General features: G+C 72.2%; 9 protein-coding genes. 7 read left to right on the plus strand and 2 right to left on the minus strand.

The annotated features are described in order from the left end of the window. Positions 1–28 precede the first annotated feature (28 nt). Positions 29–2,155, minus strand: a complete 2,127-nt coding sequence (locus AB0C20_RS32520; protein ID WP_357569436.1) for an efflux RND transporter permease subunit — start codon at positions 2,153–2,155, stop codon at positions 29–31. A 123-nt stretch (positions 2,156–2,278) separates the two neighbouring features. Here AB0C20_RS32520 and AB0C20_RS32525 point away from each other — a divergent pair, with 123 nt between their 5' ends. The 5 genes from AB0C20_RS32525 to AB0C20_RS32545 all read left to right on the plus strand — a co-directional run bounded on the left by AB0C20_RS32525 (position 2,279) and on the right by AB0C20_RS32545 (position 7,467). Then, positions 2,279–2,794, plus strand: a complete 516-nt coding sequence (locus AB0C20_RS32525) for a MarR family transcriptional regulator (RefSeq protein ID WP_091407987.1) — start codon at positions 2,279–2,281, stop codon at positions 2,792–2,794. A gap of 3 nt (positions 2,795–2,797) precedes the next feature. After that, positions 2,798–4,489 (plus strand): CocE/NonD family hydrolase, encoded by a 1,692-nt coding sequence (locus tag AB0C20_RS32530; RefSeq protein ID WP_357569437.1) that lies wholly within the window; start codon positions 2,798–2,800, stop codon positions 4,487–4,489. A 143-nt stretch (positions 4,490–4,632) separates the two neighbouring features. Beyond that, positions 4,633–5,508: a hypothetical protein gene (locus tag AB0C20_RS32535; RefSeq protein ID WP_357190324.1), complete on the plus strand. Its 876-nt coding sequence runs from the start codon at positions 4,633–4,635 to the stop codon at positions 5,506–5,508. 106 nt (positions 5,509–5,614) lie between these two features. Next, positions 5,615–6,190, plus strand: coding sequence for a helix-turn-helix domain-containing protein (locus AB0C20_RS32540; protein ID WP_357190322.1), 576 nt, complete (start codon positions 5,615–5,617; stop codon positions 6,188–6,190). Beyond that, on the plus strand, positions 6,187–7,467 hold the full coding sequence (locus AB0C20_RS32545; RefSeq protein WP_357569438.1) for an MFS transporter: 1,281 nt from the start codon (positions 6,187–6,189) through the stop codon (positions 7,465–7,467). The genes AB0C20_RS32540 and AB0C20_RS32545 overlap by 4 nt, the downstream gene beginning before the upstream one ends. Before the next feature lie 48 nt (positions 7,468–7,515). Here AB0C20_RS32545 and AB0C20_RS32550 read toward each other — a convergent pair whose 3' ends face one another. Beyond that, on the minus strand, positions 7,516–7,719 hold the full coding sequence (locus AB0C20_RS32550) for a cold-shock protein (RefSeq protein WP_007462771.1): 204 nt from the start codon (positions 7,717–7,719) through the stop codon (positions 7,516–7,518). 193 nt (positions 7,720–7,912) lie between these two features. Here AB0C20_RS32550 and AB0C20_RS32555 point away from each other — a divergent pair, with 193 nt between their 5' ends. After that, on the plus strand, positions 7,913–8,596 hold the full coding sequence (locus AB0C20_RS32555) for a 50S ribosomal protein L11 methyltransferase (protein ID WP_357190318.1): 684 nt from the start codon (positions 7,913–7,915) through the stop codon (positions 8,594–8,596). A gap of 101 nt (positions 8,597–8,697) precedes the next feature. Beyond that, entirely contained in the window at positions 8,698–9,306 is a 609-nt protein-coding gene (locus AB0C20_RS32560; RefSeq protein WP_357190316.1) for a VTT domain-containing protein, read from the plus strand. Positions 9,307–9,433 lie beyond the last annotated feature (127 nt).

Genomic DNA, 9,433 nt, shown 5'->3' on the forward strand with positions numbered 1-9,433 from the left:
GGATCCGCCACGGCTCCCGTCGAGTCGGTCAGTCGTGCGCGGCGACCGGCTCGGGCGAGTGCGGGGTGGCCTGCACCGGGTCACGCGTGATGCGACCGGGCCACCAGAAGCGGTCGCCGAGCAGGAACGCCAGCGCCGGCACCAGGACCGTACGGACCAGCAGGGTGTCGAGCAGGACACCGATGCAGACGATGATCCCGATCTGGGTCAGGGTGATCAGCGGGAGCACACCGAGTACGGCGAAGACCGCGGCGAGCAGCACTCCGGCGCTGGTGATCACACCACCGGTGACCCGCAGGGCGGAGAGCATCCCGGCGCGGGTGCCGGCGCTGCGGGCGTCCTCCCGGGCCCGGGTGACCAGGAAGATGTTGTAGTCCACCCCGAGCGCCACCAGGAAGACGAAGGCCAGCAGCAGTACACCGCTGTCCAGGGCCGGGAAGCCGAGCACGTGGTCGAAGAGCAGCCAGGCCGCGCCGAGGCTGGCGAAGTACGACGCGATCACGGTCAGCACCAACAGCAGCGGCGCGAGCAGACCGCGTAGCAGCAGCACGAGCACGGCGGCGACCAGCAGCAGGATGATCGGCAGGATGAGTCGCAGATCCCGGTCGTTGGCCTCGTCGGAGTCGTAGGTGGCGGCCACGGAGCCGCCGACGATGGCCCCGGGCGGGGCGTCGGCGCCGGCGGCGGCCGGCGGCGCGGAGTCGGGAACGGCGGCGACCGCCGCCCGCAGCGCCTCGATCGCGCGGTCCGAGGCGGTGGTGCCGGGTTCGGCGTCGAGGACCACGTCGACCTGGGCGATGGCCGCGCCGGCGTCGCCGGGGCGTGCCGAGGCGACACCGGGCACGGCCGTGGCTGCGTCGGTGACCGCCCGCACCGCCGCCGGGGTGGTGATCACGGCGACGGGCTGGGTGCTGCCGGCGGGGAAGGCCCGGGCCAGGGTCTGTGCCCCGGTCACCGCCTCGGGCTCGGCCCGGAACTGTTCGGTCTCGGACAGGCCGGTACGGATGCCGAGCCCACCCAGTGCCAGGCCGCCGAGCAGCAGTGTGGCCAGCGTCGCGACAACCACCGGGCGGCGTTGCACGGCGGCGCCGAGCCGACCCCAGAGCCGACCCTCGCGCACCGGGCCGCCGACCCGGGGTACGAACGGCCAGAACAGGCCGCGACCGAACAGCACCAGCACGGCGGGGAGCACGAACAGGGCCGAGAGCATGGCGAAGACCACACCGGTGGCGCATGCCACGGCCAGCGCCCGGTTGGTCTCCTGCTCGCTGAGCAGCAGGGTGAGCACGCCGAGCACGACGGTGCCGCCGCTGGCGAGGATCGGCTCCGCGGTGCGCCGCAACGCGGCGCGCATCGCCGCGAACCGGTCCTCCTCGCGGCGCAGCTCCTCCCGGTAGCGGGCGATGAGCAGCAGCGCGTAGTCGGTGGCGGCGCCGAAGACCAGCACGCTGGCGATGCCGGTGACCTGACCCTGCTGGAGGTTGATGCCGACGCCCGGCACGATGACGTCCACCGCGCGCAGTGTGAGCTGCTCGGTGGCGGCGACCACGGCCAGCGGCACTATCCACAGGAACGGGCTGCGGTAGGTGATCAGCAGGAGCAGCGCGACCACGGCGGCGGTCACGACGAGCAGTGTGACGTCGGCGCCGTCGAACACCGAGGAAAGGTCGGCGGTGAACGCCGGGGCGCCGGTCACCTCGGCGGTCAGCCCGTCGGGTAGGTCAGCGAGGGTGGCGCGCAGCTGGGTCACCGCGTCGGTGACGATCTCCTGCCCGCCGGCGGTGTCCAGCGGCACGGCGACAAGGGCCACCGCGCCGTCCGGGGAGACCTGGGCGGGGCTGACCTGCCCACCCACCGCGAAGCGGCGCAGACCGTCGGCGCGGGCGCCGACGGTGGCCCGGTCGGCCTCGCTCAGCGCGCCGCCGTCACCACGGCTGATCACCACGATGGCCGGCTGCACGTCGCTGGAGGGCAGCTGATCCTGCAGACGTTGCACCTGGGTCGACTGCCACTGCACGGACAGGCCGGTGGCGGACACCGGCGCCGGGTTGTCCGGCTGAGGTGTCCCGAAGACGGCGGCGCCCACGACGATCGCGGCGGCCACTGTGAGCCAGGCGGCCAGCCGGCCACGAGCGACTCTGGTGAACACAGACATCAGGTGACCTCAAGGTCTTTCGAAAGCCGAGTATCTTGATAGCCGAGATTATCCGGGGCTGTTCTATGCTGCAACCCGGGGGACCGACGACGGGAAGAGCGGCGCGAGGTGGCGACTCACGGCATGTACCGACGGCGCGACACGCGCCGCGAGCAGCTGGTCGCGGAGATCACCAACAACCTCCGGCGGTACGCGGTGGACGCCCAGCAGGTCGGCCACGCCTTCGCCAACCTGCACGGCCTCAACCCGACCGACCTGCAGGCGTTGATCGCGGTGATGGACGCCGAACTGCTCGGTGACCCGATCACCCCCGGCCGTCTCGGCGAGCAGCTGAACCTCTCCTCCGGCTCGGTCACGGCCCTGATCGACCGCCTGGAACGGGCCGGGCACATCCGTCGCGACCGGGACACCGTCGACCGGCGCAAGGTGCTGCTGCACTACGCCGACCAGGGTGCCGCCCTGGCCATGGAGTTCTTCCGCCCGCTGGGCGCCCGTACCGACACGGTGATGGCCCGCTTCAGCGAGGACGAGCTGGAGGTGGTGCACCGGTTCATGGCGGAGATGAGCGAGTCGCTGCGCGGGCACCGCGACGCGGTGCGCGCCGCCCGGCCGGAGTCACCCCGCCGCCCGACGGGCTGACCGGTGCCGGACCTCGTCACCCGCCTCGCCAGCGCCGCGCTGCACCTGCCACCGACCCGCCCCGGCCCGGTGCGGGTCCGCCGTGACCTCCCGGTGCGGGCCCGCGACGGTGTGGTGCTGCGGACCGACCACTACGCCCCGGCCGTCCGCGGCGCGCCGACAGTGCTGATCCGCACCCCCTACGGGCGGGGTGGGCCGTTGCGGCTGCTCGGTCGGCTGCTCGCCGCCCGGGGTCGACACGCGGTGATCCAGTCGTGCCGGGGCACCGGCGGCTCAGGTGGAACGTTCGCCCCGCTGGTGCACGAGCGCGACGACGGCGCGGACACGCTGGACTGGCTGCGTCGCCAGCCCTGGTGGTCCGGGCAACTCGGCATGTTCGGGGTCAGCTACCAGGGCTTCGCCCAGTGGGCCCTGGCCGCCGACGCCGGCGAGGAACTGCGCGCGATGGTCGCCGTGGTGACAGCCTCGGCCACCCGCGACTCGACGTACGCGGGGGAGTCCTTCGCCCTGGACACAGTGCTGACCTGGGCGGAGCTGCTGCACGCGCAGACAGTGCCGTGGCTGGCCCGGCAGTGGGAGCTCAAGCGCGGGCAACCCCGGCTGGCCGCCGCGCTGGAGCACCTCCCCCTGGTCGAGGCCGACCGGGTGGCCACCGGCGTGACCATCCCGTTCTTCCAGGAGTGGCTGCGCCACCACACACCGCAGGCCGCCTACTGGCGGACCCGGGTCTTCGCCGACCAGGTCGCGAAGGTGCGGGCGCCGGTGACCATGGTCAGCGGTTGGCACGACATCTTCCTGCCCGCCCAGCTCGACGATTACGCCGTGCTGCGCGCCGCCGGCACACCGTCGCGCCTGGTGATCGGCCCGTGGACGCACGGGAGCCCCGGACTGTTCGTGGCCGCGCTGCGCGAGGGGTTGGCCTGGCTCGACGAGCACCTGCCGGCAGTGCCTCGATCGCCCGTCCCGGCGGGACCAGCCCGGCCACCCGTGCGCATCCACGTCGGCGGCGCCGGTGGCGGCTGGCGGGACCTGCCGGACTGGCCACCCCCAGCGGTCGAGACCGCCTGGCACCTGCAACCCGGTGGCGAGCTGGCGGCACGCCCACCTGTCGCGTCGGCACCGGACGCTCTGCTCTACGACCCCGCCGACCCCACCCCGTCGCTGGGCGGTCCACTGCTCGTCGCCCAACGGGCCGGCCCGGTCGACAACAGGCGTGTCGAGGCCCGCCCCGACGTGCTGACCTACACCAGCGCCCCACTGACCGCGCCGGTCGAGGTGATCGGCCCGGTCCGCGCCGAGATCCACCTCCGCAGCGATCTGCCCTACCTGGACGTCTTCGTTCGCCTGTGCGACGTGGACCGCCAGGGTCGCTCGTGGAACGTGTGCGACGGCCTGGTGCGGGTCACGCCAGAGCGCTTCCCGACCGACCCTTCCGGGGCACTGCGGATTCCGGTGCCGCTCTGGCCGACCGCGTACCGCTTCGCCGCCGGAAACCGACTGCGGGTGCAGGTCTCCGGTGGTGCCCATCCACGGTGGGCCCGCAACCCCGGCACCGGGGAACCCCTCGGCACGGCGGTGACGCTGCGTGCCGGTTGGCGGCAGGTTTTGCACGATTCGGCTCACCCCTCGGCGCTGCTGTTGCCAATCGTCCACTCTGACCCTCGGCAGTCTCCAGTTTGCACTGACCTGCTCTGAGCTGGGCGTTTGTCCAAAACGCGGGCTATGGTTGAGTCAACGCCCGGCGCCGTGCACCAGTAGGCCGGGCTCGCCCCAAGCCCAGCACCGCGTACGCGGTGTGACGTCGTGCCCGGTCCCCGCCTCTCGGAAAGGGGGACCCCATGACCCGGGCCCCGGCTAATCTTCTGGCCCTCCGAAGCCTGCTCCTCACTCACCTCGACAACGCCCCCGGGCCAGACGACCTGGACCCGGGCGAGGTCGGCATCGTCGGCGACTCAGCCCACCGGGGTGGCTACCACTGCGGATCGGACCGGGTGGTCACTAACGACTACTCGGTGGTCGAGTCGCCCCGCGACCGGGCCGGGCTGACCCTCGACGCGGCGGCGTTGGACGTCGGCCAGTTCAATGTCCGCTCCGGTGGTCGTACGAACACGCTGCCCAGCTTCTCGGTCTGGTGCGTCGCGCAGTGCGTCGCGAACGCGGCCGACGCCCGGGACATCCGGGAGATCATCTACAGCCCCGACGGCACCACTGTGCGGCGGTGGGACCGCCTCGGCAAGCGCACCAGTGGCGACAGCTCCCACCGCTGGCACACCCACTTCAGCTTCTTCCGCGACGCCATCAAGGCGGGCCGCGACCAGCGGCCCCTGTTCCGCCGGTACCTCAGCTCCATCGGACTCCTGGAGGACGACGACATGACCCCCGAAGAACACAACTGGCTGGCCACCGTCCACAAGAACCTCACAGTGCTGGACGGCCGTAACCCGATCGGGCAGATCTACACCCGGATGGCGGTCGGTGAGGATGCCACGGTCCCGAACTTCGTCTCGGCGCACCCGACGCTGACGTCGCTCGCCGCCCAGGTGAGCGCGTTGCAGGCGGCGCTGACCGCGCTGTCCAACCGGGACTTCACCGATGAGCCGGCGATCGTCCAGGGCGTCCTGGCGTCGCTGACGCCGGAGAAGATCGCCGCAGCCATCCCGCCCACCATGGCCAAGCAGGTCGCCGACGAGTTGGCCCGCCGGCTGGTCGCCTGAGCGAGGGGCGGCCCGAGGCCGCCGGGCCGCCCCTCTTGGCGCATCCGCAACGGCTCTTGAGCAATAGTTATTGCGCAAGAGCTGTTGCGGATGCCATCCTGTCGGTATGGACAGCTCCGACGTACGCCAGATCAACGACTCCCGGGTGCTGGCCGCCATGTCCCACCCGCTGCGCCGCCGGCTGATGGACGTGTTCAAGGTCCACGGGCCCTCCACCGTCGGGCTGCTCGCCGAGCGCACCGACCAGGCCCCCGCGAACGTCAGCCACCACCTCAAGGTCCTCGCCGCCGCCGACCTGGTCACCGAGGCGCCCGAGTTGGCCCGGGACCGGCGCGAGCGGTGGTGGCGCCTGGTCACCCGAGCGCTGAGCTGGTCCAACGCCGACTTCGACGCCGACCCGGCGGCCCGAGCGGTCGCCGACGCCGCCACCTCGCTCAACCTGGACCGGCACGTCGCCCTGGCCCGGGCCTGGCACGCCGCCGACGAGAGCACCCAGGCCACCTGGAACGACGCGCCGTTCTCCACCGACCACTGGCTACGCCTCACACCCGAGGAACTGGCCGAGCTGAGCCGCGAGATGATCGACGTCCTCGCGCGCTGGGCCGACCGGGAGCCACCCGACGACGACGCCGACCGCAGGCCGGTCTTCGTGTTCGTCCACGGCGTACCGGCCAAACCGTGACCACCGCCACCCGCGACGACACCACCGACGTCCGTCCGACCGGAGGGCTGCTGCGGCACCGCGACTTCCGGCTGCTCTGGGCCGGCCAGGCGGTCAGCAGCGTCGGCAGCAACGTCACCACCGTCGCGCTGCCCCTGGTCGCGGTCGCCGTCCTCGACGCCGGCACCTTCCAGGTGGCGGTGCTCACCGCCGCGGCCTGGCTGCCCTGGTTGCTGATCGGCCTGCCGGCCGGCGCGTGGGTCGACAGGCTGCCCCGCCGACCGGTGATGGTGATCTGCGACCTGCTCTGCGCGGTGGCCTTCCTCAGCGTGCCAGTGGCCGCGCTGGTGGACCGGCTCACCGTCGCGCACCTGCTGGTGGTCGCCCTCAGCGCGGGCGCCGCGCGCGTCTTCTTCGAGACCGCCGACCAGGTCTACCTGCCGGTGCTGCTGCGACCCGAGCAACTGCCGGAGGGCAACGCCAAGCTCCAGGCGACCCAGACAGTGAGCTACGTCGTCGGACCCGGCCTCGCCGGTCTGATCGCCCAACTCGTCGGCGCCGTCGCCGCGCTGCTGCTGGACGCGCTCACATTCCTGCTCTCCGCGGTGTTCCTACTGCGCATCCGCACCCGCGAACCACGCGTACGCCCTTCTGAGCGGTCCCGACCGCTGCGCCGGGACATCAGCGAGGGGCTGCGCTTCGTCATCAGGGACCCGTACCTGCGGGTGCTCACGCTCTTCGGCGCGGCCAGCAACATCGGGCTGACCGGATACCAGGCCGTCCTGGTGGTCTTCCTGGTCCGCGAACTGCGTCTCGAGCCGGGCCTGGTGGGCGGGCTCGTCGGGGTGATGAGCGCCGGCGGAATCATCGGCGCGCTGCTCGCCACCACTGTGGCCAGGCGCTGCGGCACCGCACGGGCGCTACTGATCGCGGCGGCGTTCACCGGCCCGCCCGCGCTGCTCATCCCGCTCGCCGCACCCGGCGTCGGGCTGGCCTGGCCCGCCCTCGGCGGCCTGCTGATCGGTCTCGGGGTGGCCATCGGCAACGTGGTCAAGGGCGCCTTCCGGCAGACCTACACGCCGCACCACCTGCTGGGCCGGGTGACGGTGAGCATGCATCTGCTCAACTACGGCACGATCCCGCTGGCGGCCGTGCTGGCCGGTGCCATCGGCGCACGTTACGGCGTCGAGACGGCAATTGTCGTGATGACCGCCTGGCTGGCGCTCACCCCGTTGATCCTGCTGGTAGGGCCAATCCGGAGGCGGCGGGACCTGCCCGCCGCCCCGGCGGCGTCTTGAGTGCGCTGCGACGGCGGCCGGAGACCGGCCGCCGTCACCGGCACGGAGCTACATCGGGCGGACGTTGTCCGCCTGCGGACCCTTCTGCCCCTGGGTCACCTCGAACTCGACCTTCTGGCCCTCGTTGAGCTCCCGGTAGCCGCTCGAAGCGATGGCGGAGTAGTGGACGAACACGTCCGGCCCTCCACCGTCCTGCTCGATGAAGCCGAAGCCCTTTTCCGAGTTGAACCACTTAACCGTGCCGGTTGCCATGCATCTCTCCCTGTTCAAAGCGGCTGACCCTCGGCCTCTGGCCGATGATCGCCCGTACCTGTTCGACAGTAACGGGCAAAACCCCGATCCGCTGGCCGAAGTGCCGTAGGTATTTGACTGAACTCGGGTGAACTCTGCGCGGCGGCATGCGAAACCCGCCCCGACCAACCGCCGCTGGGGCATGCTTGCGCCGATGAGAGATGCCGCAGCCGACGCGTTGACCGAGCTGGAACGCGAGATTCACGCGCCCGGCGCCGGTCTGGACCGGCTCCGGCTGATGCCCACTCCGTTCGTCCCCGAGGTGCGGCTGCACCTGGCCGAGGACGCGATCGTCTGGTGGGCCCGGATGGAAGCAGCCGCCGGACACGCGCTGCCCGCGCCGTACTGGGCGTCCGCCTGGGCCGGAGGGCAAGCGCTGGCCCGCCACCTCCTGGACCACCCGGAGCTGGCAGCCGGCCGCCGGGTGCTCGACCTTGCCGCCGGGTCCGGACTGGTAGCCATCGCCGCCGCGCTCGCCGGCGCCGCGGAGGTGATCGCCAACGACATCGACCCGTACGCCGTCGCCGCCGTCACCCTCAACGCGCGGGCCAACCAGGTCGCCGTCGACGCCACCGGGGACGACCTGCTCGACAGCACCGAAGCGAAGGTCGACCTGGTCGTCGCCGGAGACGTCTTCTACGACCGCGCGATGGCCGACCGCATGCTGCCCTTCCTGCAGCGGGCCGCCGCCGCAGGTGCCGACGTGCTGGTCGGCGACCCCGGTCGCGGACACCTACCGACAGACCGCCTGACCGTGCTGGCCGACTACCCGGTGCCCACCACCGAACCGTCGGTCGACTCGTCGCTACGCCACGTGCAGGTGCTGCGCCCCGCCTGAGGCGGACCCCGACTCAGGGGCGACCCCGAGGCGGATACCAGGGGTCACTGGGGGCTACGACCCGATGTCCGAAGTGGTGCCACGGCCATAGCGTCGACGGCATGACGCAATGGCTGGCCCAGATCGGAGAACTACCGATTCTGCTGCTGATGGGTGCGCTCGGGCTCGTCATGCTCTTCGACGCCGTACCCCTGCTGGGTGTCCTGGTCCCCGGCGACGTCGCCATCCTCGCCGCCGTCGGCGTCGGCCGCCCGAGCACCGGGCTGGCCACCTTCACCGCGGTGCTGATCGGCTGCCTGGCCGGCTGGTCGCTGAGCTTCCTGGTCGGCCGTCGCTACTCCGACCGCCTGCGCGGCAGCCGCGTCGGCGGCTGGATCGGCGAGGCCCGCTGGACGGCGGCCGAAGGAATCCTGCGTCGCGGCGGCGGCCGGATGATGATGGTCGCGCCGTTCCTGCCGGTCTTCAACGCGCTGCTGCCCCTGGCCGCCGGCGGGCTGCGGATGTCGTACCGCCGATTTCTCGGCTGCGCGACGATCGGCGCGGCCGCCTGGGCCGGTCTCTACCTCGCCCTGGGCACCGCGTCGCGGTCGGTGGCCGCGCTGCTGCCGGGCGACCCCAGCCCGCTGCTGGTCACCATGGGGGTCGGGCTGGTGCTGGCTTCCGTCGCGTTGCTGGGGGCGCGGCGGCGGTTGTTCTCCGTCGTTGGCTGAGCTTTCTTCGTCGTTCTGGGGGCGCGGGGGCGCCGCCGCCGGCTGGGCCTCACCGCGACTCTGGTACGCGAGGACGGCCGCGAGGGTGACGTGTTCAGCCTGATCGGGCCCAAGCGGTACGACGCGC

It is taken from the genome of Micromonospora sp. NPDC048843, from assembly GCF_040649965.1.
Lineage (GTDB): Bacteria > Actinomycetota > Actinomycetes > Mycobacteriales > Micromonosporaceae > Micromonospora > Micromonospora hortensis.